Below are 25060 nucleotides of genomic sequence, written 5' to 3'. Positions count from 1 at the left end.
CCGTCGCGCCGGCTCGTGTAGCCACGCCCGCAGCATCCCCCCCTGGAGTTCCCGCATGTCCGCCATCGCCGACATCATCGCCCGCGAGGTCCTCGATTCCCGCGGCAACCCGACGGTCGAGGCCGAGGTGGTGCTCGAGACCGGCGCGCGCGGCCATGCCATCGTCCCCTCGGGTGCGTCGACCGGCGCGCATGAGGCGGTCGAACTCCGCGACGGCGACAAGAAGCGCTACGGCGGCAAGGGCGTGCTCAAGGCGGTCGCCAATGTCGAGGGCGAGATCTTCGACGCCATCTCCGGCATGGATGCGCAGGACCAGGTTCGCATCGACGAGGTGCTCATCGAACTGGACGGCACGCCCAACAAGGCGCGCCTCGGCGCGAACGCGATGCTGGCGGTGAGCCTCGCTGTGGCGAAGGCGGCGGCGGCGAACCTCGAGATCCCGCTCTACCGCCATGTCGGCGGCGTGTTTGCCCGTACGTTGCCGGTGCCGATGATGAACATCATCAATGGCGGCAAGCACGCCGACAATCCGATCGACATCCAGGAATTCATGATCATGCCGGTGGGTGCCGGCACCATCGCGGATGCGGTGCGCGTGGGCTCCGAGGTGTTCATGGCGCTGAAGAAGGCGCTGCACGACGCGGGGCATTCCACCAATGTCGGCGATGAAGGCGGCTTCGCCCCCAATATCGGCTCAGCGGACGAGGCACTCGGCTTCATTGCCAAGGCCTGCGAGGCAGCCGGTCATCGGGTGGGCGAGGACGTGGTCTTCGCGCTCGATTGCGCCGCGACCGAATTCTTCCACGACGGCGCCTACAAGCTGGAAGGCGAGGGCAAGACGCTCGACCAGGGCGGCATGGTGGATTACCTCGCCGCGCTATGTGCCAAGTGGCCGATCGTGTCGATCGAGGACGGCATGAGCGAGGATGACTGGGCCGGCTGGAAGGCGCTGACCGACCGCCTGGGTGCGAAGGTCCAGCTGGTCGGCGACGATTTGTTCGTGACCAACCCCGAACGCCTGCGCCTGGGCATCGAGCGCGCGACCGCCAATGCCATCCTGGTCAAGGTCAACCAGATCGGCACGCTCACCGAAACGCTGGAGGCGGTCGAGACCGCGCACCGCGCCGGCTATCGCGCCGTGATGTCGCACCGGTCGGGCGAGACCGAGGACGCGACCATCGCCGACCTGGCGGTCGCAACCAATTGCGGGCAGATCAAGACCGGGTCGCTGTCGCGATCGGATCGCCTGGCCAAGTACAACCAGCTGATCCGCATCGAGCAGGGGCTGGGGCCGGCGGCGCGCTATGCCGGACGCGGCGTGCTGCGGCGGTAGCTGCGGCGCCGCAGCGGATCGGCACCACGGGCGGTGCCGCGTGGCTCGAAGCTCCCTTACGCCGCGTTCACCTTTGCGCCGGTGCCGGGCATTTTGCCCGCTCCGGAGCCGGCGTGTGACCAGGGGTGAGTCTTTCTTGCCGCTGCGGGCGTGAAAAATCCCGTCGCCTGCGCGATTTCCTGGACGAAGCAGGTGACACCGAGTCGCGCGCGCGCTTAGATTCAGGCGTCGTCTCACCCCGGATCCCTCTGTTGCGGTTCATCAAGCGCGTCATCAACGCCCTGGCGCTGCCGGTCATCTTCCTGACCGTGTCGGGGTATTTCGTGTGGCACGCCATGCATGGCGAGCGTGGGCTGATCGCGCGTGAGCAGCGCATCGCCGACATCGCCGCCGCGCGCGCCGAACTCGCCCGTGCCGAGGCCGATCGCGACGCAATCGAACGCCGCGTTACCGGGCTGCGCAGCGATCGCATCGACCGCGACCAGCTCGACGAACGCGCCCGCGCGCTGCTGAACATGGCCGGGCGCGACGAGATCGTCGTGCCGTACCCGCAGGACCGTCGCCTCTACTGACGCCTGGCTCCGCCTGGCCAATCGGACACATTCTGGGACTGCCGGCGCCGGCCCGCCCCGTCACGCATGTCAGGATACGGACCGGCGGGACCGGATCGGGCGTCCCGGCCGGCGCGCGCCGCGGACAGCACCAAGGAGCACATTGCCGCATCGTCTCGTGGCGTCGTTCGGCGCTGCCGGAGCGAATGATCCGGAAAGTTCGGTGCCCCTTCCGCGCAGCATTGTGACCGTCGGTAGCGGCTTCGAAAGCGCCGACAAGCACTTAACGGAATTCAAGTTAATCGTCGTATTGCATTGCGATAAAACGCTTTTTCGTTGACCGGCTGCTTGCGTGACGACCCCGCAGCGCTTTATTTCCCGACAGCGACCCGGAGGAAACACGCCATGGCACAGGCCGCCGAGACCAGCACCAAGCGCCGCGGGCGCAGCAAGGAGCCGGCGATCAGCCGGCCCGACATGCTGCGCGCCTATCGCGACATGCTGCTGATCCGCCGCTTCGAGGAAAAGGCAGGTCAGCTTTATGGCATGGGCCTGATCGGCGGCTTCTGCCACCTGTACATCGGCCAGGAAGCGGTCGTGGTCGGCATCCAGATGTGCCTCAAGCCCGGCGACCAGGTCATCACGTCATACCGCGACCACGGGCACATGCTGGCGACCGGCATGGAGGCGCGCGGCGTCATGGCTGAACTGACCGGGCGCATCGGCGGCTATTCCAAGGGCAAGGGCGGGAGCATGCACATGTTCTCCCGCGAGAAGGGCTTCTACGGCGGGCATGGCATCGTCGGTGCGCAGGTGTCGCTTGGCGCGGGGCTCGCCTTCTCGAACTGGTATCGCGAGAGCGACAACGTCGCCGTGACCTATTTCGGCGAGGGCGCGTCGAACCAGGGCCAGGTCTTCGAGAGCCTGAACCTGGCGGCGCTGTTCAAGCTGCCCTGCATCTTCGTCATCGAGAACAACAAGTACGGCATGGGCACCAGCGTCGAGCGCGCATCCGCCTCGCGTGACCTGTCGCAGAACGGCGCGGCCTGGGGCATCCCGGGCGAGCAGGTGAACGGCATGGACGTGATCGCCGTGCGCGAGGCGGCCGAGCGTGCCGTGGCGCACTGCCGCGCCGGCAAGGGCCCCTACCTGCTGGAGATGAAGACCTACCGCTACCGCGGCCATTCCATGTCCGACCCCGCGAAGTACCGCACGCGCGAGGAAGTGCAGAAGATGCGCGAGACCTCGGACTGCATCGAGACCGCGCGCAAGCTGCTGGTCGACCAGTTCGCGGTGACCGAGGCCGAGCTGAAGGTCATCGACGACGAGGTGAAGGCGATCGTGCAGGACAGCGCCGATTTCGCGCAGCAATCGCCGGAACCGCCGGAGAGCGAGCTCTGGACCGACGTTCTCGTGGAGGCGAAGTGACATGGGCGCCGTGATCCTGATGCCGGCGCTGTCGCCCACCATGACCGAGGGCAAGCTCGCGCGCTGGCTCAAGAAGGAAGGCGACACGGTGAAGTCCGGCGACGTGATCGCCGAGATCGAGACCGACAAGGCCACGATGGAAGTCGAGGCGGTGGACGAGGGGACCATCACGTCGATCGTCGTGCCCGAGGGCACCGAGGGCGTTCAGGTCAACAGCCCGATCGCGGAGCTGGATGGCGGTGCGGGCGGCGCGGCGGCGCAGACCATGCACGGCATCACCAACAAGAACGAGCGCGAGAACGAGAAGATGATCGCCGATGCCGGCACCGCGCAGCGCGTGGACGCCTCCGTCCCCGCCGCGCCCCGCACCCCCGAAGTGCAGCCCGAGCGCGATTGGGGCCCGGTGAAGTCCATCACGGTGCGCGAGGCTTTGCGCGATGCCATGGCTGCCGAGATGCGCGCCGACAAGGATGTGTTCCTGATCGGCGAGGAGGTCGGCCAGTACCAGGGCGCCTACAAGATCAGCCAGGGCCTGCTGGACGAATTCGGCCCGAAGCGCGTGATGGACATGCCCATCACCGAGCACGGCTTCACCGGCATGGCGGTGGGCGCGGCCTTCACGGGCCTGAAGCCGATCGTCGAGTTCATGACCTTCAACTTCTCGATGCAGGCGATCGACCAGATCATCAATTCGGCCGCCAAGACGCTGTACATGTCGGGCGGGCAGCTGGGGTGCCCGATCGTGTTCCGCGGTGCCAATGGCGCGGCGTCGCGCGTGGCCGCGCAGCATTCGCAGTGCTACGCGTCCTGGTACGCGCATTGCCCGGGGTTGAAGGTTGTCGCGCCGTGGTCCGCGGCCGACGCGAAGGGGCTGCTGCGCGCAGCCATCCGCGATCCGAACCCGGTGATCTTCCTCGAGAACGAAATCCTCTACGGCCAGTCCTTCGACTGCCCGACGGACGAGAACTTCATCCTGCCGATCGGCAAGGCGAAGATCGAGCGGCCGGGCACCGACGTGACCATCGTGGCGTTCTCCATCATGGTCGGGATGGCGATGCAGGCGGCGGAGAAACTGGCCGAGCAGGGTATCAGCGCGGAGGTCATCAACCTGCGCTCGCTGCGCCCGCTGGACACCGAGACCATCGCGAATTCCGTCCGCAAGACCAACCGCCTGGTCACGCTGGAGGAAGGCTGGCCCTTCGCCGGCATCGGCGCCGAGGTCGCGATGCAGATGATGGAAGTCTGCTTCGACCACCTGGATGCGCCGCCGGTGCGCGTGCATGGGCTCGATATACCGATGCCCTATGCGGCGAACCTCGAGAAGCTCGCGCTGCCCCGCCTCGAACAGGTGGTCGATGCCGCGAAACGCGTGACCTACAAGTAAGGGGGACCAGCAGATGGCAACCAATATCCTGATGCCTGCGCTCTCCCCCACCATGACGGAGGGCAACCTCGCGCGCTGGCTGAAGAAGGAAGGCGACCGCGTGAAGGCTGGCGACGTGATCGCCGAGATCGAGACCGACAAGGCGACCATGGAAGTGGAGGCCGTGGATGAGGGAATCCTCGGTAAGATCGTCGTGCCGGATGGCACGCAGGGCGTGAAGGTGAACGACGTGATCGCGGTGCTGGTGGATGCCGGGGAGGCGGTGCCCTCGGGCGCGCCGGCTGCGGCACCCGCGCCAGCGGCTGCTGCACCCGCGGCGGCGCCTGCACCCGCCGCTGCGGCGCCGGCCGCGTTGAACCCGCAGCCGCTCCCGCCTTCGGGTGGCGATCGCGTGTTTGCCTCGCCGCTGGCGCGCCGCATGGCGCAGCAGGCCGGGGTGGACCTGGCTGGCGTGAAGGGCTCCGGCCCGAATGGCCGCATCGTGAAGGCGGATATCGAGGCGGCGCTGTCGCGTGGGCCTGCCGCCGCGCCGGCTGCCGCGGCACCCGCGCCCGCCGCCGCGCCCGCGCCGAAGCCGGCCGCGACGCCGTTCTCGACCACCGCGCCGCACACCGCCGTGCCGAACAGCACGATGCGCAAGGTGATCGCGCGCCGCCTGTCGGAATCCAAGGCGACCATCCCGCATTTCTACGTGACGATGGATATCGAGATCGACGCGCTGCTGAAGCTGCGCGGCGACCTCAATGCGCGGTCGCCCAAGGACGGGCCGGGGGCTTTCAAGCTGTCGGTCAACGACCTGGTGATCAAGGCGACGGCCGCGACGCTGCGCCGCTTTCCCGCCTGCAACGCGTCCTGGACCGAGGACGCGATCATCCAGTACCACGATGTCGATATCTCGGTGGCTGTCAGCATCCCCGAGGGGCTGATCACGCCGATCGTGCGCCACGCCGACACGAAGGGCCTGGCGGCGATCAGCGCGGAGATGAAGGACCTCGCGGCGCGGGCCAAGTCCGGCAAGCTGAAGCCGGAGGAATTCCAGGGCGGCGGCTTCTCCATCTCCAACATGGGGATGTATGGGGTCAGCGATTTCAGCGCGATCATCAACCCGCCGCAGGCCGGCATCCTGGCGGTCTCGGCCGGGCTGCAGAAGCCGGTGGTGAAGGATGGCGCGCTGGCGATCGCGACGGTGATGACCTGCACGCTGTCGGTCGACCACCGCGTGATCGATGGCGCGCTGGCGGCGGAATTCATGCAGGCGCTGAAGCGCACCATCGAGGATCCGCTGAGCCTGATGCTGTGACCTCGCTCGCGATCCGCGAGGCGGTGCCCGCCGACGTGCCGACCATCGCGCGCTTCGTGCGCGCGCTGGCCGAGTACGAGAAGCTCGCCCACGAAGCGAAGGGCACAGACGCCGACTTCCACGCCGCGATCTTCGGCACGCCGCAGCGCGCGGGGTGCCTGGTGGCGGAAGTGAACGGCGAAGCTGCCGGCATCGCGCTGTACCACTGGACCTTCTCCACCTTCCTGGCCCGCCATGGGCGTTGGCTGGAAGACCTTTGGGTGGAACCGGCCTTCCGCCGGCGCGGCATCGCCAAGGCGCTGTTTGCGCGGCTCGCGAAGGACACTCTGGCCGAGGGCGGCGGGCGCCTCGCCTGGAACGTGCTCGACTGGAACACGCCCGCCATCGCCACCTACGACGCGATGGGCGCCGAGGCGCTGAAGGAATGGATCACGCGGCGCCTGGCCGGCGACGCGCTTGCAACCCTGGCGCAGGAGGCCGCGTGATGGCCGAGACCTTTGACCTCATCGTCGTCGGCGGCGGCCCCGGCGGCTACGTCGCCGCCATCCGCGCCTCCCAGCTCAAGATGAAGGTCGCGCTGGTGGAGCGCGAGAACCTCGGCGGCATCTGCCTCAACTGGGGCTGCATCCCGACCAAGGCGCTGCTGCGCGCCAGCGAGATCAACCACCTGCTGCACAGCCTCGATGCCTATGGCTTCGCCGCCGACAATGTGCGCTTCGACTTCGCCAAGGTCGTGAAGCGAAGCCGCGGTGTCGCAAGCCAGCTCTCCGGCGGCGTGAAGCACCTGCTCAAGAAGAACAAGGTCACGGTCTTCGACGGGCACGCGAAGCTGGCGGGCCCCGGCAAGCTAAGCGTCACCAAGGACGGCAAGCCGGTCGCCGACCTGGCCGCGAAGCACATCATCCTCGCCACCGGCGCCCGCGCGCGCGTCCTGCCGGGCATGGAGCCAGACGGCAAGCTGATCTGGTCCTATCGCGAAGCCATGGTCGCGCCCGCGCTGCCCAAGCGGCTCATCGTCATCGGCTCGGGCGCGATCGGCAGCGAATTCGCGTCCTTCTACCTGAACATGGGCAGCGAGGTGACGCTGATCGAAGCCATGGACCGCATCCTCCCGGTCGAGGATGCCGAGGTCTCCGCCTTCGTCCACAAGGCCTTCGAGAAGCAGAAGATGAAGGTCATCACGGGGGCCAAGGTCCAGGGCGTGCGCAAGGAGGGCGACGGTGTCGCCGCCATCGTGGAAGTCGCCGGCAAGGTCAGCGAGATCAAGGCCGACCGCCTGATCAGCGCGGTCGGCATCGTCGGCAACGTGGAAGACCTTGGACTCGAAGGCACCAAGGTGCAGGTGGACCGCACCCATGTCGTGACCGACGCCATGGGTCGCACCGGCGAACCCGGCATCTACGCCATCGGCGACCTGACCGGCCCGCCCTGGCTCGCCCACAAGGCGTCCCACGAAGGCATCATCACGGTCGAGGCGATCGCCGGGATGCACCCGCACGCGATGGACGTGCTGAACATCCCTGGCTGCACCTATTGCCGCCCGCAGGTGGCCAGCGTCGGCCTCACCGAAGCCGCGGCCAAGGCGAAGGGCTTCGAGCTCAAGGTCGGCCGCTTCCCCTTCATCGGCAACGGCAAGGCCATCGCCATGGGCGAGCCCGAGGGCTTCGTGAAGACGGTCTTCGACGCCAAGACCGGAGCGCTGCTCGGCGCCCACATGGTCGGCCCGGAGGTCACCGAAATGATCCAGGGCTACACCATCGCCCGCACGCTCGAGACCACCGAGGCCGAGTTGATGCACACCGTCTTCCCGCACCCCACGGTGTCCGAGGCGATGCACGAATCCGTCCTCGATGCCTATGGTCGGGTGATCCACATCTGAATCACTCGCCGTAACCTCGCGGAAACGCGCGCAAGGCCCTATATGACGGGCCGGAACTTCAGCATGACCACCCGCATCGAGATCGACCACCGCGCCGTCCGCACGGGTGCCGAAAGGCACCCGGAAAAGGCGCATCGCCCGGACAACCCCATCCAGCGCAAGCCCGCCTGGATCCGGGTGAAGGCGCCCACGCACCCGGTGTATCACGAGACCCGCGCTTTGATGCGCGAGAAGAACCTGGTCACGGTCTGCGAGGAAGCGGCCTGCCCGAACATCGGCGAATGCTGGTCGCAGCGCCACGCCACCATGATGATCATGGGCGAGACCTGCACCCGCGCCTGTTCCTTCTGCAACGTCGCCACCGGCATCCCGAAGCCGCTCGACACCGACGAACCCCGCCGCGTGGGTGAGGCGGTGGCAACGCTGGGCCTGCGCCACGTGGTCATCACCAGCGTTGACCGCGACGACCTGGCCGATGGCGGCGCGGAACACTTCGCGCAGACCATCCGTGCCATCCGCGCCTGCGCGCCGGCCACCACCATCGAAATCCTGACGCCCGATTTCCTGCGCAAGGACGGCGCGCTGGAAGTCGTCGTTGCTGCGCGGCCCGACGTGTTCAACCACAACCTCGAAACCGTGCCCGGCCTGTACCCGACGATCCGGCCCGGCGCGCGCTACTACCATTCGCTACGCCTGCTCGACCGCGTGAAGCAGCTTGACCCCTCCATCTTCACCAAGTCCGGCATCATGGTCGGGCTGGGCGAGGAACGGATCGAGGTGCTGCAGGTGATGGACGATTTGCGCTCGGCGGATGTCGATTTCCTCACCATCGGGCAGTATCTGCAGCCGAGCGTGAAACACGCTGCTGTGGATCGATTCGTGACACCCGACGAATTCGACGACTACGCTAAGGCCGCGCGCGGCAAGGGCTTCCTGCTGGTCTCGGCCACGCCGCTGACGCGCAGTTCATATCACGCCGACCGCGACTTCGTTGCGCTGCGCAGCGCGCGGGAAGATGCCCTGCGCGACGCGCGCAGCGCACGGCTCGGGGTGCGCGCCTGACATGCCCACGCACGCCGAAACGCGCGTCCTGCGCTACACGCCTGAACAGATGTTCGACATGGTGGCCGATGTGCGCCGCTACCCGGAATTCCTGCCCTGGTGCGTGGGCGCGCGCATCCTCTCGCGCACGGATGGCGAACTGGTCGCCGACCTGACCATCGGCTTCAAGATGTTCCGCGAGACTTTCCGCTCCCGAGTCACGCTCGAACGCCCCGACCACATCCATGTGGCGTACGAGACCGGCCCCTTCCGCTACCTGAACAACCACTGGCGCTTCCGCCCGGTAGCCGATGGCACCGAGGTCGACTTCTTCGTCGATTTCGAATTCAGGTCGCGCATCCTGCAGATGGCGATCGGTGTGGTGTTCAACGAGGCGGTGCGCCTGATGGTGCGCGCCTTCGAACGCCGCGCCATGGTGCTGTACGGTCGCACCACGGCGCCTGTCGCGCCGGGCACGCCGGCCCCTTCCGCCAGCCGATAAGGCCGGCGCCTCAGTCGAGCGCCGCCAGCCCCTTGAGCACGCGCGCCGGCGGCAGCATCACGTGGTTGTCTTCCTGCAGAATGCCGTGCCAGCGCACCCCGATCTTGCTGCAGACACCGCGGAATATCGCCGCGTAGGCGACCTTGCCGATCGGGACGCCATTGGGGCTTGGGATCGCTTCGACCAGCGCGGCATCCTCGCGCGCCCAGATCATGTGGGCGAGGCCCGCGCCGTGCTGCCCCACCACGCGCCAGGCGCGCGAGAACAGGTACACTTGTTCGAAGAAGGGCAGCGTCTCCAGCCGCACGACCAGCACTTCGTAGCGCGCGGCGACCGCGGCGTGGATCTCGGCCATGTTGGGGATACTGCGAACCTGCGCGCCTGCGCCGCGCTTTTCCGACCGCGGCGAGGCATAGAATGGGTCCTGCGGCGCGCGGTCGACCATCAGCACCAGGCGATCCGACGCGGCCTGCGGGTGGCGCTCGGCCGCGGCCGCCAGGCGTGCGGCGAACAGTTCCGGCACCAGCGCGCGTATCCGGCGCAGCACCGCGGCATCGTAGGCCGCTGGCGCGTCGAAGCCCGGTGCGACCAGCTTCGGAAGCGCACCGAGCGACGGGTTGTTCGCCAGCACGCTGCCCAGGACCTGCCACGTCGGCAACAGGGCGATCTCAAAGCCGTCCAACTCCCGCAATAGCCTGTTCATCGGGCCGCAGTCGCGCAGCAGGAACCGCCGGTGCTCGCGCAGCGGGTGGCAGATATCGAGGAACGGCAACAGGTAGCCGAACAGGAAGTGGTAGAAGTGTTCGACCGATCCGCCGCGATTGGCGGGCACGATCATCAACGGCGCTCGCTCCACCCAGCCTTCCCCCATTCATGTCGCGCTCGCGCGTCGCCCCGCCGTCGCGGGCTGGCGCGTATCCGCGGCAGGACGATGCAGTGGGCATGCCCGGTCTGCACGGCCACGCCGCGCCGCGGCGGACGGTCAGGTCAAAACATGGGGCCGTCAACCTTCGCCGCCGCCCTGCGCGATGCCCCGGGCCTGTGCGCATCTTCCCACGCGGCGCCATGCTGCACGCTGGCGTGATCGCATCCCGACGCCGCCCCTGCACGCCACGCTTGCAACCCACGGGGCGCCCGGTCGAGACTTTCCCCGCCGCAGCGGCAGGGAGAAAGACGATGGGCGGTTTCCTCACCGACGACGACCTCGCGCAACTGCGCGCCGCGGATGAGGAGAACGCCATGTTCCCCTCGCCGATCCCGACCCAGGTCGCTTCCTCCGACGAATTCTGGCCGATGCCCCAGACCGACAAGCAGAAGCAGGTCGAGGCGCGCATCAAGCAGATGGCCGACGAGATCGGCGGCGCGCAGGGCCTGGGCCGCCGCCGCTTCCTCCAGACCGCCGCCGGCATGGCCGCCGCCTTCGTCGCCATGAACGAGGTGCACGGCCCGCTCTACGCCGTCTCCCGCGCGGAAGCCCAGACACCCGGTGCGGCGGATGCGCGCCTCGCAACCCTGCGCGACCAGTTCATCATGGACGTGCACACGCATTTCCTGCGCCCCGACACGCGCATCATGACCTTCGTGAACGCGCGCCGCGCCGTCGGCCAGGCCGGCTGGAACCCCGACCTGGTGGGCCGTGACCAGACCATCCAGGACCTGATGGAGGCCAATTGGTTCAAGGAGGTCTTCCTCGATTCCGACACCAAGGTCGCGCTGATCTCCGGCGCCCCGTCGGAGGAACCGATCGACTGGTTCCTCACCAACGACATGAAGTTCGATGCCCGCAAGCGCGTGAACGACGCCGCCGGGCGCCGCCGCGTGCTTTCCCACGCCATCTTTACCCCGGGCCAGCCCGGCTGGATGGACGAGGTCGAGCGCTGCATCGAACAACTCCGCCCGGACTCCTGGAAGGGCTACACGATCGGCGACAACACCAACAAGCACCTGGCCATCCATCCCTGGCGGATGGACGACGAACGCCTGATGTACCCTTTCTACGAACGCATCCTGCGCGCAGGCACCAACATCGTCTGCGTGCACAAGGGGCTGTTCCCGCAGCAGGTGACGCAGCAATTCCCCCACCTCCTGCCCTATGCCGGCGTGGACGATGTCGGCAAGGCCGCGAAGGACTGGCCGCAGATCAACTTCGTTATCTACCACTCCGCCTATCGCTGGACCGGCGGCGGCGGCGCCGGCATGGGCGTCGAGCAGTTCAACCGCACCGGCCGCGTCGACTGGACCACGGAACTGTCGGAGATCCCGGCGAAATACGGCGTCACCAACGTCTATGGCGACCTCGGCCAGATCTTCGCGCAGACCACGGTGATCGAACCAGGCCTCTGCGCCGCGCTGATGGGCACGCTGATCCGCGGGCTCGGTGCCGACCACGTGGTCTGGGGCACGGACGCGATCTGGACCGGCTCCCCGCAATGGCAGATCGAGGCGCTTCGGCGGCTGGAAATCCCGGAGGCGATGCAGCGCCAGCACGGCTTCGCACCGCTCGGGCCCGCGGACGGGCCGGTCAAGACAGCGATCTTCGGCGGCACCTCGGCGCGCATGTACAATTACGACTGGCGTCGCGCGGGGCTCGAGGATGACGGCGTCGCGCGCGTGAAGCGCGATTACGCCGCAACGGGCGGGGATCGCAGCAACAAGGTGTATGGGTACGTGCTGGCGGGGTAGCCAAAAGGGCAGGGGCGCTGCCCCTGCACCCCACCGGGGGGCATGCGTGCCCCCCGGACCCCGCGATCAGATTCGGGGCAGCAGGCGGCCGCCGTCACACAGCGCCATCGCCACCAGGATCTCGTCGGGGCGCGGTGCGTCGCCCAGGCTGACGGTCATCGCGTCGAAATGCCCGCGCGACCAGGCATCGTCCTTGTGGCCGAGCGGGAGATCCAGCGCCGATCCCACGGCGCCCACCTTCGCCGCAGAAGGGATCAGCGCGGCCCCACCGCCGATCGCAGCCCGCAGCGGCGCGCCCATCTTCGGATGCAGCAGCGCGTGGCCGTGCTCGATCTCCCCGGCCGCACCCACGATCGCGCCCTTGCCATAGGCCACCGCCGGCCCTGCCAGCATCCGTACCAGGTCGGATGCGACGCGCGCGGCCAGCACGCCGCCCGCCTCCACCAGTTCAGACAGGTCTGCGACGAACCGCCCGGCGAAGGGGTTCGCGATCACCACCATCGCCACCGCGCGCACCACCGGCCGCGCGCCGGCCTCGCCCATCTCGGAAAACGCTTCCTCGCGCAGCAGCGCGATCTTGCGGATTGCGACCATCACGGCACCCCCTGGCCCAATCCTCGCGCCGCGGGCATCCTGCGCGCAACTCCAGCCAGGACGACACGCCCATGGTCCATGCCCCGAACCGCCCGCCCGCCGGCGCGCCGCCGACCCGCATCAACCTGTATTCCGACACGCAGACGCGCCCCACACCCGCGATGAAGGACGCCATGATGCGCGCCGAGGTCGGCGACGAGCAGCACGGCGACGACCCCACCGTGCACGAACTGTGTGACCGCATGGCCGCGCTGATGGGCAAGGAGGCGGCGATGTACCTGCCGTCGGGCACCATGTGCAACGTCATCGCCATCCTCACCCATTGCGGCAAGGGCGACGAGGTCATCGCGCACGAGACGAGCCACATCCTGCATTCCGAGGGCGGTACCCACGCCGCGCTCACCGGCGTGCAGATCATGCCCATGAAGGGCCCGCGCGGCATGTTCACCGCCGACGACGTGCGCGCCGCGATCCGCCCCAAGACCCGCTACGCGCCCCCGCAGCGCCTGCTGGAAGTCGAGCAGACCGCCAACATCGGCGGCGGCGCCATCTGGCCGCTCGCGCAGCTGAATGCCGTGGCGGATGTCGCGCACGAACAGGGCTGGGCCACCCACATGGACGGCGCGCGGCTGATGAATGCCTGCGTCGGTGCGGGCATCGCGCCGAAGGACATGGTCGCCGGCTATGATTCCGTGTGGCTCGACTTCACCAAGGGCCTCGGCGCACCACTCGGCGCCGTGCTCTGCGGCGATTCCGAATTCATTGGTCGCGCCTGGCGTTGGAAGCAGCGCCTGGGTGGCTCCATGCGCCAGGCCGGCATCTGCGCGGCCGCCTGCATCTACGCGCTGGATCACCATGTCGATCGCCTCGCGGAGGACCACGCGAACGCCAAGGCACTCGCCCGCGGCCTGCGCCAAATCGAGGGCGTGGTGGTCGAGGAACCCGACACCAACCTGGTGTTCTTCGACATCAAGGGCACCGGCATGACGGTCGAGCAGCTGCAGGCGAAGCTGACCATGCGCGGCGTGGCGGTCAGCGGCCTCGGCGGCCGCGTGCGCGCCTGCACGCATCTCGATGTGACGGCGCCGATGATCGATGAGGCGGTGGCCGAGATCCGCCTCGCACTCGCCGCCTGAGTGCCGGTTTGACGACTCCGACCCCCAGCCGCCCCCCCAGCCCAGGATATCGATGCGGGTGGCCGGGTCGGGTGCGGGCCCGTGCCGGACCTTGAGACGGCGCCGAAGCGCGTCTTCTCAAGCGGCCCCTGATGGTGCCGGCGCGCGCCGCTATTTCTTCTTCTTCTTCTTTTCCGAGGCCTTCGCCGCCAAATCGGGGTTGGCTGCGACATAGGCCGCATGGTCCTGCTCGACCCGCTGCACCAGACGCATCGCCGCGTCTTCCAGCCAGGCCGGGTCGCCGCCCTTGCCGGCCAGCGCCGCCGCGATGGCCTCGGCGGCGCCCTCGGTGCCCGCATGGATCGCCGCAAGGTCGTGGCCCATCGCGTACAGCATGTCGGGGTGCAGCGGCCGCGGCGTCATGTGCCCGGATATCTTCTTCGGAAATTCGATCTTGCGGTTGTTCGGCGACAGGCGCCGCCGCGCAATTCCGTCCTGCACCGCGAACCAGGCATCGGGCGAACGATGTGCGCCGGCGGCCGCGGCGGCGGTGTGGTTCGCCTCCGCCGAGGCATCTGGCCGCAGCGTCCAAGCCGAGGGCACCAGCGCCTTCGCCTCGCGCAGCGCGCGCCCGCCATGGAACCGCGCCAGCGCGGCGAAGCGGGGCCGCCCCAGGCTGCCGAGCCCCGCCTCGCGCGCATAGAAGTCTTCGATCACCGCATCAGGCGGGAAAGCGCGTTCGAGTACAGTCCGAAACCGCGCTGGCGGATCCTCCGCGCGCTGCTTCGCCTCGTCCTCCTCCTCCTCCCAGAAACTCCGGTGGTCTTCCTCAGTGGTCGCGACCAGGCTGTCGGACAGGCCGCCCGTGCCGTCCAGGATCAGCGGCCGGGGAGCGGCGATCCCGTCCCGATAGCCCGCGAGCAGCAATGCGGCGAAGGATTGCCGCGGCGCCCAGGGCGCCTTCTCCCGCGCGCCCATCACGGCGCTGGCCAGCAGCCGCAGCGGGTCCTGCGGCCATGGCATCGGCGCCGCCTCATCGAAGTCGTTCACGCCGAAGACGAGGCGCCCCTCGACATCGCGCCAGGTGCCGAAATTCTCGACATGGATGTCGCCGACCGACAGCACCACCGGCGTGTCGGCCAGGCCGGGCGCGTGCTCGCACCAGCGCCAGTAGGTTGCGCGCAGGAAGTCGAAGGCGCTGCCGGCCATCTTGAGATGCTTGCGGTCGAGGTCGTCGCGCCGCGTCGCGCCGGCGAGCCGTTCATCGAGCCACGCCTCATGGGCCTGCACCGAGGCGACGATGTCATCCATGGCCGCACTCGCTCCCTGCCGCTTCCGCCGCCAATATAGCCCGTCGCCGCGTGCCAGGGCCGGCCACGACCGGATGCGTGCGAAGGCAAGGACCGGCGGCGTCGCAGCGAGGCAGGGCAGGGTAGCCCGAGCTACAGCATCCGGCTCCAGGATGCCTTGGGGCCGATATCCACATGCGTGAAGGACCCGTACCAGCCCACGCCCATGAATCCCAGGTGCTGCGAATACATCATCGCCAGGCTGCAGACATCCGCCTGCGACAAGCCCGGCACCACGATATCCGCCGCCATGCCGCGCATGTGCAGGCTGTTCGGCGCGGCGAAGGGCAATGACGCATTCGTCGCCGGCGTGCGGTAGCCCGAGATCAGCCGGATCGGCCGCGCATAGTTGAAGCGTTCCTGGATCAACGAGAGCATGTCGAGCAGCAGCGGCGGCAGCGGCCCCGCGATATTCGCCCGCAGGTCGCGGAACAGGTGCTGCAGCCGCGCCAATGCGCGGATGTCGTAGTCCTGCCCCGTGCGGTAGGCCACCGCCACTTCCTCGCGCGCCTCGTTCTGGATCCAGATCCAGCGGTGGCGGTCCTGCACCGGGGGCTGCTGTGCGAAGCTGCGCATGTCCAGCACTTGCGGGGCGACGGGTTCGGCCGCGGGGGCAGGGTCCGCGCGTGCGGCGCCCGCCGCGGCGACCGGCAGGGCCGTCAGCAGCAGGCGGCGGCGCAGGCGCGCAGGGCCGGGCGGTTCACGCATGGGCGCAACATGCGCCGCCGCCCGCGGCGCGAGCAACCCGGCGGGCGAGTCGCGCGCAGGCTGTGCGTCGGATGTGGCCTGCGCGCCTCAGTCCGCGCTGGCGCCGGTCAGGCGCACCAGTTCCTCCATCAGCGCCAGGTCGCGCCGCTGCAGGTCGGCCATGGCCTCGGCATCGCCGCCGACCGGCAGGTATCCGAGCTCCGTCATGCGCCGGTTCACATCGGGCTGGCGCACACCCTCGGCGATCGCCTGCGACATGGCATTGACGATGGGCGCGGGCAGCCGCGCGGGGCCGAAGATGCCGATCCAGGAATTGAAGGCGTAGCCCGGCACGGTGTCGGCAATCGCGGGGATGTCGGGCAGCGCCGGCATGCGTTCGGTCCGCGTCACCCCCAGTGCGCGGACCTGGCCGGACTGGATGAAGGACATGGTCTCCGCCAGAGGCGAGAACACCAGGTCGAGCCGACCGCCCACCAGGTCCTGCATGGCCGGCGCGCCGCCGCGATAGGGCACGTGGGTGAACTGCACGCCCGCGCGCTGCTCGAACAGCGCGGCCGCGAAATGCTGCGTGCCGCCCACGCCGCTGGTGCCGATGTTGAGCCGCCCCGGATTGGCGCGCGCATAGGCCACCAGCTCGGCCACGGAGTTCACCGGCAGGGATGGCTTCACCACGATCACCGCGGCACTCACAAGCACGAGCGAGACGGGGGAAAAATCCCGCGCCACATGGAAGGGCAGGGCGCGGTACAGGAACTGGTTGGTCGCATGCGTGCCGACCGACGCCACCACGAAGGTATGCCCATCCGGCGCGCTGCGCGCGACATGCTCGCTGCCGATGTTGCCCGCCGCGCCGACGCGGTTCTCGACCACCACCGGCTGGCCGAGCCGCGGGCTGATCGCGTTCGCGACGATCCGCGCCGAGGTGTCGGTGCTGCCGCCCGCGGCGAAGCCCACGACGAAGCGGATGGGGCGGTCGGGCCGCCAGGCGGGTGCCTGGGCGCGCGCCGGCAGGGCGGGGACAAGGGGCGCGGCGCCGAGTGCGCGCAGAAGGCTGCGGCGGTCCATGGAACGGCTTCCTTCCCAATGTGCCACGCCATGTGCCCGGCGCGATCCCTGCCACCGAACGCGCGCGGCGGCAGGGTGTCAAGCCGCGCGGCCGGACCTCTGGTCGGGTGTCGGTGCCGTCAGCGGGCGCGCCCGCGATTACGCCGCCGCGAGGCGCAGCGCCGCCGCCACGGTCAACGCGCGCACGCTGGTGCGGTCGCCCGGGAAAACGTGGCGTTCGACCACCGTCGTTTCGCCGCGCCGCGCGCAACCGATGAACACCAACCCGACCGGCTTGCCCGGCGTGGCCCCGCCCGGCCCGGCGATGCCGGTGCAGGACAGCGCGATGTCCACGCCCGCTTCGCGCAGTGCGCCCTCGGCCATCTCGCGCGCCACCGCTTCGCTCACCGCGCCATGGGCGGCGAGCGTCGCCTCGCCCACGCCGACCATGCGCATCTTGGCCGCGTTGGAATAGGTCACGAATCCCGCCATCACGACCGAGGACGACCCGGCGATGGCGGTCAGCGCGGCCGCGATCAGCCCGCCGGTGCAGGATTCCGCCGTGGCCAAGGTCAGCCCCCGTGCCTCGAGCGCCGCGAGCACCGCGCGCGCCTGGTCGAGTGTCGCCTCCGGCAGCATCACCACAACCCTCCCGCCAGCAGCAGCAGCGCGCCGGCCATGGCACCGGCGATCACGTCGTCCAGCATCACGCCGGTCGCGCCATGCAGCCCATCCGCCCAGGAGACCGGCCAGGGCTTCACGATGTCGAAGAAGCGGAACAGCGCGAAGGCCGCCGCCACGCCCAGCCAGCCCCAGCCTGCGGGCGTGGCGACGAGCGCCAGCAGCATCCCCGCCGCCTCGTCCACCACGATCCAGCCAGGATCCTGCTCGCCGCCCTCGGCCAGCACGCTGCGCACCGCGGCCCAGCCCGCCAGTGCGACCGCGACCGCCAGCACGACGCAGGCGAGCGGCCCGAGCAGCGCCGCGGGCAAGACCACCAGCGACCCCCAGGTGCCGGGTGCGGGCTTCAGCCGGCCGATCCCGCCCAGCGTCGCGACCGCGTGTGCGCCCGTCACGGCAGCCCGTCCAGGAAGGCCTCGATCGCCGTCGCTGCCGGCGCCTCGCCCAGCGTCGGCGCATGGCCGGTGCCCGGCAGCACCGCCAGCCGCATCGCCGGCGCCTCGCGCTGCATCTGCGCCACCGTCGCGCCGCTCAGCAGCCGGCTTTCCTCGCCCCACACCAGCAGCAGCGGACGTGTGGCCAGCGCGCCGAAGAAGGGCCAGAGATCAGGCGGCGGCCCCGCCGCATCGCCCACCGCCTGCTGCGCAATGCGGATATCCCAGCGCGGATGCCAGTGCGCGTCCTCGCCCTGCGCGTAGGTGCGCGCGGCGAAGTCGCGCCAGCCCGCGTCATCCAGCAACGGCATGGGCGGATGCCGCGCGCGGAACCAGGCCAGGGCTTCGTTGAAGGTGGCGCAGGCGGGGTCGGTGCCGATGAAATCGACCACCGCCTCGCGCCCCACGGGTTCGATGCGCGGGCCGATGTCGTTCAGCACCACCGCCGCGATCGCCGCCGGGCGCATGACGGATATCGCCATCGCCGCCAGCCCGCCGAAGGACGTACCGACCACCACCACGCCATGCAGGTGCAGTGCGGCCATGGCATCCATCACGTCGCGGATCAGGACCTCGGGCCGGTAGCGGGCGGGGTCGGTGGCGCGCGCGCTCTCGCCATGGCCGATGTAGTCGAGTGCCACCACGCGCCGCTTGCCCGCCTGGTGCGCCGCGATGGTCACCGCATCCAGCGCCGTGCGGCAGATGCCCGACAGCACCAGCACCGGCGCGCGATCCGCCGGCCCCGGCCATTCCAGGGCCGAGACCGCAAGCCCATCGCGGGCAGACAGCGTGACGCGCCGCGGCGTCACCGGGCGGCTCGCAGATAGGGTGCAAGCGGATGCTCGCGCGCCGCCGCCGAGGCATCCCGCGCGCGATAGACGATGACGTTCTCGATCACCCGCTGGACGTAGTTGCGCGTCTCGGTGAAGGGGATCTGTTCCATCCAGTCGATCATGTCGACATCGCCGCCGCGCGGATCGCCATAGGTGCCCAGCCACTGATCCACGCGCCCCGGCCCGGCATTGTAGGCCGCCGCCGCCAGCGGCAGCGTGCCGCCATAGCGGTTCAGCATTTCGTCGAGGAAGGCGGCCCCCAGGCGCATGTTCACCTCCGGGCTCGCGGTCAGCTGCGCGACGTTGAAGGGCTGGCCCAGCCGACGCGCCACCAGCGTGGCGGTCGAGGGCAGCAACTGCATCAGCCCGCGCGCATTGGCGCCGCTGACAGCCTCGGTGTCGAAGTTGCTCTCCTGCCGCGTGATGGCGTGGATGAAGGCGGGCTCGGGCTGGCTGACCGGCGGGGTGTAGGGCGTGGGCCAGCCGATCGGCAGCAGCATGTCCCCCGCCGCGCCGGCGCGACGCGCCACCCACACCGCATGGTCCTGGCGGCCGATATGCGCCGCCAGCCGCGCGGCCAGCATCCGGTCCGTGCCATCATTCGCCAGATCCTCGAGCCGCAGCAGGAACACGCGGGCTCGCCGCGTATCGCCCAGATCGGCCAGCGTCAGCACCGCGCGCGTGAGTTCCCGCGCGGTGAAGTCCGCCGCGCGCGGTGGCGTGACCGGCGGTGTCGCGGCACGCGCGACGCGCTGGGAGAGCTGCGCCTCGTTCTCCCCCATCGCGAGGGCCGCCAGCTGCCCATAGAAGGCCACCGGCAATTCGGCCGCCGCCGCGTAGCGCGCCCGTGCGCCCGCGGCATCGCCCCGCGCCGCCAGCGCGCGCCCCTGCCAATACCCCGCGCGCGCGCGGGTGATGACCGACCGGCTGTCCTGCGCGAGGGCCACGAAATGCCGTTCCGCCGCCGTCGCGTCGTTCAGCCGGCGCAGCGCGATGAAGCCGGCGAGGAACTCGCCCTCCTGCCGGGCCTCGCCGGGGGCCGCCTGGCCATGCGCGGCGGCGGTGCGATAGGCCTCGCGTTCCTGCCCCAGGCGCAGCAGCTTGCGCGCGAGCACCTGGCGCTCCGCCCAGACCGCGCGGGCGGCATCGCCGGCCAGGCCCGACTGCAGGCGTTCGGCGGCGGCCCAGGCGGCGGCGGCCTCGGCGTCGCGGTCGCGCCGGCGCAGCAGGCGGGCGTGCTCGTAGGCCCAGCCGATATCGGTGGGGCGGGCGGCCAGCGCGGCGTCGTCGTCGCGGGCCAGGGCCAGGCGGACATTCGCCGCTGCCGCGCGCGCGCCGGTCAGCCGCCCGGCCGCGCGCGACGCGCCGCCCAGGTCCCGCGCGAAGGCCAGCCGGTCGAAGCGCGTCCAGTGATCGTCCTCGGTCAGTGCCGCGGTGAAGCGCAGCAGCGCGTTTTCTTCCGCGAAGGCGTCGCCGGCGGTCTCCGCCCAGCCGCGGCGGATCACGGCGCGGGCATCCGCACCGCGCCCGGCGCGGTCCAGCGCCTCGGCATGGCGCAAGGCGCCGGCCAGGGTGCGCGCCGGGCTGCGGGCGAAGTGGCGCAGCGCCAGCGCATCGTCCGGGTCGGCCGACAGCGCGGCCTCGGCGCGGCGAGTCATGGCATCGGGCAGCGGCCAGTCGGGGTTCTCGGCCAGGAAGGCCACCAGCTCGGCGGCCGAGGCCGGCGCGGCGCGATTCGACAGGCGCATCCAGAGCACGATCTTCGCGGCGAGCGGATCGGCGGCGGCGGCGAAGCTCTCGGCCTCCGCATATCGCCCGACGCCTGCGGCGGCCAGCGCCTGGCGCCCGGCGGCACGCGCCCCGTCGGGCGCCCAGGGCTGCGAGAGGGCAGGGAGCGGCAGGGCCAGCAGGCCCAGGATCATCAGGCGGCGCATGCATCCTACCTACCCGATCCGCCCCAGCCTTGTCCCGGGGGTGCGACGCGCCTAGGTTCCGCCTCTCGCCACGGAGGAAACCGCCATGTTCAGGGGCTCGATGGTCGCGCTCATCACGCCGATGCGCCAGGACGGGTCCGTGGACGAGAAAGCCTTCCAGGAACTGGTGGAATGGCAGATCGCCGAGGGTACGGAAGGCCTGATCCCGGTCGGCACGACCGGCGAGAGCCCCACGCTCTCCCACGCCGAGCACAAGCGCGTGGTCGAGATGTGCGTGGACGCCACGCGCGGCCGCGTGCCGGTGATTGCCGGCGCGGGGAGCAATTCCACCGCCGAGGCGATCGACTTCGCGCACCACGCCAAGAAGGCCGGGGCGGATGCCACGCTGGTGGTCACGCCCTACTACAACAAGCCGACGCAGGAGGGGCTGTTCCTGCATTTCACCGCCATCGCGGATGCCGTCGACCTGCCGATGTTCGTCTACAACATCCCCGGGCGCAGCGTGGTCGACATCTCGGTCGAGACCATGGCGCGGCTGGCCAGGCACAAGAACATCGTGGGCGTGAAGGACGCGACCGCGAACCTGGCGCGCCCGCTGCACACCAAGCGCAGCTGCGGGCCCGACTTCATCCAGTTGAGCGGGGAGGACCATACGGCGCTGGCCTTCAACGCCTCGGGCGGGGTGGGCTGCATTTCCGTCACCGCCAATGTCGCCCCGCGGCTGTGCGCCGAGATGCACAAGGCCTGGCGCGCCGGCCGCACGGATGAGGCGATGGCGATCCAGGACCGCCTGGTCCCGCTGCATGACGCGCTGTTCTGCGAGACCTCACCCGGTCCGGTGAAGTACGCCGCGAGCCTGCTGGCCAAGAGCACAGAGCATTGCCGCCTGCCGATGGCGCCGATCGCCGACACCAGCAAGGCCCGCGTGCGCGAGGCGATGGTCTCGGTGGGGCTGCTGAACTGAACGCGGCAGCCCGACCGACCAACCCCCCGCTTATTGCGGAGGCCGCACATGCGGACTCCGGGAGCGCACAGCGCGACCGCGCCCAACCCGCCCGCCGCCCCCGACACGCCAGCTCATGGCGCAAAGGCAAGCCGGCGGATGCCGGCGCCCGCCGTCTGAGGGCATGAACCATGTCACCTGAGAAGAAGAAGTCGGGCCTGATCTCGCACGGCATTGCCGCGCAGAACCGCAAGGCGCGCTTCGATTACAAGATCAACGAGACGATCGAGGCCGGGCTCGCGCTGGTGGGCCCCGAGGTGAAGTCGCTGCGCGCCGGCCGCGCCACGCTGACCGAGGCCTGGGCCGGCGAGCGCGACGGCGAGATGTGGCTGTTCAACGCCTATATCCCCGAATGGCAGGCCGGGTCCTTCGTCTCGCGTTTCGAACCGCGCCGGCCGCGCAAGCTGCTGCTGCACCGCAAGCAGGTGGAAACCCTGACCGGCGCCATCACGCGCGAAGGCTCGACGCTGGTGCCGCTGGATATCCACTTCAACGACCGCGGGCGCGCCAAGGTTCTGCTCGGCGTGGCCGAGGGCAAGAAGCAGCACGACAAGCGTGCCGCCATCGCCGCGCGCGACTGGCAGCGCGACAAGGCCCGGCTGATGCGCAACAAGGGCCGCGAATAGCAACCCTTGCATCCATCGCCGCGCGCCGCACGTAAGCACCGGCAGGAGACCCCTGATGGCCGAGGACGACATCCCCACGACCGGCGCGATCAAGGACAAGCTGATCCGCACCAAGGAACGCTGGGCCGAGGAAGGCCGGCTGCTGACCGGCACGCATGGCGACCCCGAGCGCGACCGCCTGCCGCCCGGCCAGACCCTGGTGCGCGACTGGCCGGTGCTCGACCTCGGCGTGCAGCCGGATGTCGCGCGCGAAAAATTCCGCCTGCGCGTGGAAGGCCTGGTCGAGAACCGCATCGCGCTCGACTGGGATGGCTTCATGGCCCTGCCGCAGAGCGAGATGGTGGTCGACATCCACTGCGTGACCCAGTGGTCGCGCTACGACAACCGCTTCGCCGGCGTGAAGACCGCCGACCTGCTTGCCTTGGCGCAGCCGAAGCCCGAGGCGCGCTTCGTCTCCATGACCAGCTACGACGGCTACACCACCAATCTCACCCTGGCCGATTTCGCCGCCGATGACGTGATGCTGGTGCATGCCTTCGAGGGCAAGCCGCTCGAACGCCAGCACGGTGCCCCGGTGCGCCTGGTGCTGCCGCGGCTGTATTTCTGGAAAAGCCCGAAATGGATCACCCGGATCGAGCTGCTGGCCGAGGACCGACCTGGCTTCTGGGAAGTTCGCGGCTACCACAATCGCGGCGACCCCTGGATGGAGGAACGCTATGGCTGACATGCCGTACCCCGCGCTGCGCGCACCGCGCCGTGCGCTGCTGCTGGGCGCGCCGCTGATCATGGCGGCCGGCCCCGACACCAACGCCTTCACCTTCCGCATCCCCGCGATCGAGGGCGGCGAGCACGACTTCGCCGCCTGGCGTGGCCGCGTGCTGCTGGTGGTGAACACAGCGTCCTTCTGCGGCTTCACCCCGCAATACGCCGCCCTGCAGCGCCTGCATGAACGCTACGCCGCGCGCGGCCTGGTGGTGCTGGGCGTGCCGTCGAACGACTTCAACCAGGAAGCCGGCACCAACCAGCAGGTGCGCGAATTCTGCGACGCGCAGTTCGGCATCGACTTCCCGATGGCGGGGCTGACGCGCGTGCGCGGCGTGCAGGCGCACCCCTTCTTCCGCTGGGCGGCGCAGCGCGCGGGCGGCGAGCCGCGCTGGAACTTCCACAAATACCTGGTGGCGCGGGACGGGCGCAGCGTGCGCGGCTTCGCGACCTCGGTCGCGCCGGACAGCCCGGCCATGGTTCAGGCGATCGAGGCGGCGCTCGCCGCCCCTTCAGCCTGAGGCGAGCCGCGCCAGCAGCGCCTGCACCACGCCTTCGAACATCTCCGCCGTCAGCCGCTTGGTGGACGTGTTGTACCGGCTGACATGGTAGGAATCCGCCAGCCACAGCCCGTCCGGCAGGGTGTGCACCGCGCCATGCGCGAAGGCATAGCGGCTCGCCGGGATCCCCTTCGCGCGCAGCAGCGCGCCATGCGCCACCACGCCCAGCGCCAACACCGCGCGCAGCCGCGGCATCGCCGCGACTTCAGCCTGCACGAAGCCGTTGCAGGTCCTGATCTCGGCCGGGGTGGGCAGGTTCTCGGGCGGCACGCAGCGCACCGCGTTCGCAATGCGGCAGCCGAGCAATTCCATCCCGTCCGTCGGGTCCTCGAGGAATTCGCCCCGCGCCACGCCGAATTTCAACAGCGTTCCGTAGAGCAGCCGCCCGGCGTAATCCCCGGTGAAGGGCCGCCCGGTGCGGTTCGCCCCGCGCACGCCGGGTGCCAGGCCCAGCACCAGCAGCGGCGCGTCGTGCGGGCCCCAGGACGGCACCGGCCCGTTGTGCCAGCCAGGGTTCGCCGCGCGGTTGGCCGCGCGATAGGCCACCAGGCGCGGGCATAACGGGCAGTCATGGCCGGGCGCCGCGCCGGCCGGCAAGGCCGCCTGGCTCACACTTCGGGGTCCAGCGTGGTGTCGGCGAAGGGGTCGGCCGGCGTGGCGCGGGTGGGGCGTGCCGGCGCGGGTGCGGGTGTCGCGGCAGCGGCCGCCGGGGCAGGCCGCCCGCGCGGTTCCACCTGGCGGCGCGTGATGTCCGGCGCGATCTCCTCGAGGTCGATGAAGGCATCCGCCTGGCGGCGCAATTCGTCGGCGATCATCGGCGGCTGGGACCGCACGGTCGAGACCACGGTCACCCGCACGCCCATCCGCTGCACCGCCTCGACCAGCCGGCGGAAATCCCCATCGCCCGAGAACAGCACGACGTGGTCCAGCTGCGGCGCCATCTCGAGCATATCGACCGCGAGCTCGACATCCATGTTGCCCTTGATGCGCATGCGCCCGTTCGGATCGGCCTGCTGCTTGGCCGGCTTGGTCACCACCTGCCAGCCATTATAGGCCAGCCAGTCGGTCAGCGGCCTCAGCGGGGAATAGTCCTCGGTCTCGATCAGCGCGGTGTAGTAGAAGGCGCGCACCAGGTAGGTCCCGCCGCGGAAGAAGCCCAGCATCGCCGCGAAATCGATCTCGAAGCCCAGCGCGCGGGATGTGTGGTAGAGGTTCGCGCCATCCACGAACAACCCGACCCGCTCGGCGCCACCGCCCCGCCTCATGCCACTGCTCACCTTCAAATTCCTTCTGAAATGCACCGCGAGTCCCCCGCAA

Annotated in this window: 26 protein-coding genes; 15 read left to right on the top strand and 11 right to left on the bottom strand. The window is 69.9% G+C overall.

Annotated elements, in window-relative coordinates:
• Nucleotides 1–55: 55 nt before the first annotated feature.
• From eno to MWM08_RS16085, 9 genes are all read left to right on the top strand, one after another.
• A complete protein-coding gene (gene eno, locus MWM08_RS16125) occupies nt 56–1333 on the top strand; it encodes a phosphopyruvate hydratase (RefSeq protein WP_244407523.1) in 1278 nt (425 codons plus the stop codon).
• A 251-nt stretch (nt 1334–1584) separates the two neighbouring features.
• Nucleotides 1585–1905 carry an FtsB family cell division protein gene (locus MWM08_RS16120; protein WP_244407522.1) on the top strand — a complete coding sequence of 107 codons (321 nt, stop codon included), beginning with the start codon at nt 1585–1587 and terminating at the stop codon, nt 1903–1905.
• 456 nt (nt 1906–2361) lie between these two features.
• Nucleotides 2362–3312, top strand: a complete 951-nt coding sequence (pdhA, locus tag MWM08_RS16115) for a pyruvate dehydrogenase (acetyl-transferring) E1 component subunit alpha (RefSeq protein WP_423816050.1) — start codon at nt 2362–2364, stop codon at nt 3310–3312.
• 1 nt (nt 3313) lies between these two features.
• A complete protein-coding gene (locus tag MWM08_RS16110) occupies nt 3314–4696 on the top strand; it encodes a pyruvate dehydrogenase complex E1 component subunit beta (RefSeq protein ID WP_244407520.1) in 1383 nt (460 codons plus the stop codon).
• A 13-nt stretch (nt 4697–4709) separates the two neighbouring features.
• Entirely contained in the window at nt 4710–5996 is a 1287-nt protein-coding gene (locus tag MWM08_RS16105) for a pyruvate dehydrogenase complex dihydrolipoamide acetyltransferase (protein WP_244407519.1), read from the top strand.
• Nucleotides 5993–6481: a GNAT family N-acetyltransferase gene (locus MWM08_RS16100; RefSeq protein WP_244407518.1), complete on the top strand. Its 489-nt coding sequence runs from the start codon at nt 5993–5995 to the stop codon at nt 6479–6481. The genes MWM08_RS16105 and MWM08_RS16100 overlap by 4 nt, the downstream gene beginning before the upstream one ends.
• Nucleotides 6481–7875: a dihydrolipoyl dehydrogenase gene (lpdA, locus tag MWM08_RS16095; protein WP_244407517.1), complete on the top strand. Its 1395-nt coding sequence runs from the start codon at nt 6481–6483 to the stop codon at nt 7873–7875. The genes MWM08_RS16100 and lpdA overlap by 1 nt, the downstream gene beginning before the upstream one ends.
• Before the next feature lie 63 nt (nt 7876–7938).
• Nucleotides 7939–8937: a lipoyl synthase gene (gene lipA / locus MWM08_RS16090; protein WP_244407516.1), complete on the top strand. Its 999-nt coding sequence runs from the start codon at nt 7939–7941 to the stop codon at nt 8935–8937.
• A 1-nt stretch (nt 8938) separates the two neighbouring features.
• Complete coding sequence (locus MWM08_RS16085) at nt 8939–9418, top strand: type II toxin-antitoxin system RatA family toxin (RefSeq protein WP_244407515.1); 480 nt, start codon at nt 8939–8941, stop codon at nt 9416–9418.
• A gap of 10 nt (nt 9419–9428) precedes the next feature.
• On the opposite strand, the gene MWM08_RS16080 is transcribed toward MWM08_RS16085, so the two are convergent.
• Nucleotides 9429–10256: a glycosyltransferase family 61 protein gene (locus MWM08_RS16080; RefSeq protein ID WP_244459976.1), complete on the bottom strand. Its 828-nt coding sequence runs from the start codon at nt 10254–10256 to the stop codon at nt 9429–9431.
• A gap of 338 nt (nt 10257–10594) precedes the next feature.
• Here MWM08_RS16080 and MWM08_RS16075 point away from each other — a divergent pair, with 338 nt between their 5' ends.
• Nucleotides 10595–12100 carry an amidohydrolase family protein gene (locus MWM08_RS16075; protein WP_244407514.1) on the top strand — a complete coding sequence of 502 codons (1506 nt, stop codon included), beginning with the start codon at nt 10595–10597 and terminating at the stop codon, nt 12098–12100.
• Nucleotides 12101–12166: 66 nt separating this feature from the next.
• On the opposite strand, the gene MWM08_RS16070 is transcribed toward MWM08_RS16075, so the two are convergent.
• Nucleotides 12167–12694 carry an amino acid synthesis family protein gene (locus MWM08_RS16070; protein WP_244407513.1) on the bottom strand — a complete coding sequence of 176 codons (528 nt, stop codon included), beginning with the start codon at nt 12692–12694 and terminating at the stop codon, nt 12167–12169.
• Nucleotides 12695–12765: 71 nt separating this feature from the next.
• Between MWM08_RS16070 and MWM08_RS16065 the strand changes: the two genes are divergently transcribed.
• Complete coding sequence (locus tag MWM08_RS16065) at nt 12766–13830, top strand: threonine aldolase family protein (RefSeq protein ID WP_244407512.1); 1065 nt, start codon at nt 12766–12768, stop codon at nt 13828–13830.
• 150 nt (nt 13831–13980) lie between these two features.
• On the opposite strand, the gene MWM08_RS16060 is transcribed toward MWM08_RS16065, so the two are convergent.
• The 7 genes from MWM08_RS16060 to MWM08_RS16030 all read right to left on the bottom strand — a co-directional run bounded on the left by MWM08_RS16060 (nt 13981) and on the right by MWM08_RS16030 (nt 20792).
• The gene (locus MWM08_RS16060) at nt 13981–15120 is read right to left on the bottom strand and encodes a DUF2252 family protein (RefSeq protein WP_244407511.1); all 1140 of its coding nucleotides are present in this window, start codon (nt 15118–15120) and stop codon (nt 13981–13983) included.
• 131 nt (nt 15121–15251) lie between these two features.
• Nucleotides 15252–15866 (bottom strand): YcbK family protein, encoded by a 615-nt coding sequence (locus MWM08_RS16055; RefSeq protein ID WP_244407510.1) that lies wholly within the window; start codon nt 15864–15866, stop codon nt 15252–15254.
• 87 nt (nt 15867–15953) lie between these two features.
• Nucleotides 15954–16931 (bottom strand): Bug family tripartite tricarboxylate transporter substrate binding protein, encoded by a 978-nt coding sequence (locus MWM08_RS16050; RefSeq protein ID WP_244407509.1) that lies wholly within the window; start codon nt 16929–16931, stop codon nt 15954–15956.
• Nucleotides 16932–17069: 138 nt separating this feature from the next.
• Complete coding sequence (locus MWM08_RS16045) at nt 17070–17549, bottom strand: CinA family protein (RefSeq protein WP_244459975.1); 480 nt, start codon at nt 17547–17549, stop codon at nt 17070–17072.
• On the bottom strand, nt 17549–17986 hold the full coding sequence (locus tag MWM08_RS16040) for a phosphatidylglycerophosphatase A family protein (protein WP_244407508.1): 438 nt from the start codon (nt 17984–17986) through the stop codon (nt 17549–17551). The genes MWM08_RS16045 and MWM08_RS16040 overlap by 1 nt, the downstream gene beginning before the upstream one ends.
• Nucleotides 17983–18834, bottom strand: a complete 852-nt coding sequence (locus MWM08_RS16035) for an alpha/beta fold hydrolase (RefSeq protein WP_244407507.1) — start codon at nt 18832–18834, stop codon at nt 17983–17985. The genes MWM08_RS16040 and MWM08_RS16035 overlap by 4 nt, the downstream gene beginning before the upstream one ends.
• Nucleotides 18831–20792, bottom strand: a complete 1962-nt coding sequence (locus tag MWM08_RS16030) for a lytic transglycosylase domain-containing protein (protein WP_244407506.1) — start codon at nt 20790–20792, stop codon at nt 18831–18833. Before MWM08_RS16030 ends, MWM08_RS16035 begins: the two co-directional genes overlap by 4 nt.
• An 85-nt stretch (nt 20793–20877) precedes the next feature.
• Here MWM08_RS16030 and dapA point away from each other — a divergent pair, with 85 nt between their 5' ends.
• The 4 genes from dapA to MWM08_RS16010 all read left to right on the top strand — a co-directional run bounded on the left by dapA (nt 20878) and on the right by MWM08_RS16010 (nt 23704).
• Nucleotides 20878–21756, top strand: a complete 879-nt coding sequence (gene dapA, locus MWM08_RS16025; protein WP_244407505.1) for a 4-hydroxy-tetrahydrodipicolinate synthase — start codon at nt 20878–20880, stop codon at nt 21754–21756.
• Nucleotides 21757–21926: 170 nt separating this feature from the next.
• A complete protein-coding gene (gene smpB, locus MWM08_RS16020) occupies nt 21927–22421 on the top strand; it encodes an SsrA-binding protein SmpB (protein ID WP_244407504.1) in 495 nt (164 codons plus the stop codon).
• A gap of 55 nt (nt 22422–22476) precedes the next feature.
• The gene (locus MWM08_RS16015; RefSeq protein ID WP_244407503.1) at nt 22477–23145 is read left to right on the top strand and encodes a sulfite oxidase-like oxidoreductase; all 669 of its coding nucleotides are present in this window, start codon (nt 22477–22479) and stop codon (nt 23143–23145) included.
• A complete protein-coding gene (locus MWM08_RS16010) occupies nt 23138–23704 on the top strand; it encodes a glutathione peroxidase (RefSeq protein WP_244407502.1) in 567 nt (188 codons plus the stop codon). The genes MWM08_RS16015 and MWM08_RS16010 overlap by 8 nt, the downstream gene beginning before the upstream one ends.
• Here the strand turns inward: MWM08_RS16010 and MWM08_RS16005 are convergent.
• Nucleotides 23696–24355 carry a uracil-DNA glycosylase gene (locus MWM08_RS16005; RefSeq protein WP_244407501.1) on the bottom strand — a complete coding sequence of 220 codons (660 nt, stop codon included), beginning with the start codon at nt 24353–24355 and terminating at the stop codon, nt 23696–23698. The two genes, MWM08_RS16010 and MWM08_RS16005, sit on opposite strands and share 9 nt — an antisense overlap.
• Nucleotides 24352–25008, bottom strand: a complete 657-nt coding sequence (locus MWM08_RS16000) for a LabA-like NYN domain-containing protein (RefSeq protein WP_244407500.1) — start codon at nt 25006–25008, stop codon at nt 24352–24354. The genes MWM08_RS16005 and MWM08_RS16000 overlap by 4 nt, the downstream gene beginning before the upstream one ends.
• Nucleotides 25009–25060 lie beyond the last annotated feature (52 nt).

The organism is Roseomonas fluvialis (assembly GCF_022846615.1).
Classification (GTDB): domain Bacteria; phylum Pseudomonadota; class Alphaproteobacteria; order Acetobacterales; family Acetobacteraceae; genus Neoroseomonas; species Neoroseomonas fluvialis.
Note: the sequence above shows the minus strand (reverse complement) of the source record. Positions and strands in the feature narration are given on the sequence as shown.